This is a genomic window from Alcaligenes sp. EGD-AK7, assembly GCF_000465875.3.
Lineage (GTDB): Bacteria > Pseudomonadota > Gammaproteobacteria > Burkholderiales > Burkholderiaceae_B > Alcaligenes > Alcaligenes phenolicus.
The window spans coordinates 1-786 of sequence record NZ_AVOG02000026.1; the positions used below are offsets into that span (position 1 = coordinate 1).

1 protein-coding gene is annotated in these 786 nt (G+C 67.8%); it reads left to right on the top strand.

What is annotated here, in order from left to right:
- The coding region (locus N879_RS12965) for an acyl-CoA carboxylase subunit beta (RefSeq protein ID WP_022983386.1) at positions 1–786 on the top strand (786 nt) is incomplete at both ends.

Below are 786 nucleotides of genomic sequence, written 5' to 3' on the forward strand. Positions count from 1 at the left end.
CCGGCCCGCCGCTGGTGAAGGCTGCCACCGGCGAAGTGGTAACCGCTGAGGAACTGGGCGGCGCCGACGTGCACTGCAAGACCTCGGGCGTCGCCGACCACTACGCCGAGAACGACGAGCACGCGCTTTCCATCGCCCGCCGCTGCGTGGCCAACCTCAACTGGCGCAAGCTCGGCCAGCTGCAGACCCGCGAACCGCGCGCACCGCTGTATGCCGCCGACGAGCTGTACGGCGTGATCCCGGCACAGGCCAAGCAGCCTTATGACGTGCGCGAAGTGATCGCACGGCTGGTGGACGGCAGCGAGTTCGATGAATTCAAGGCGCTATTCGGCACCACCCTGGTCTGCGGCTTCGCCCACCTGCACGGCTACCCGATCGCCATCCTCGCCAACAACGGCATCCTCTTCGCCGAGGCGGCGCAGAAAGGCGCGCACTTCATCGAACTGGCCTGCCAGCGCGGCATTCCGCTGCTGTTCCTGCAGAACATCACCGGTTTCATGGTCGGGCAGAAATACGAGGCCGGCGGCATCGCCAAGCACGGCGCCAAGCTGGTCACTGCGGTGGCCTGCGCCCAGGTGCCGAAGTTCACCGTGCTCATCGGCGGCAGCTTCGGTGCCGGCAACTACGGCATGTGCGGCCGCGCCTACGACCCGCGCTTCCTATGGATGTGGCCCAACGCGCGCATCGCCGTGATGGGTGGCGAACAGGCCGCCGGGGTGCTCGCCCAGGTTAAGCAGGAGCAGAGCGAGCGCGCCGGCAAGAGCCTCGGCGACGATGAGGTGGCGG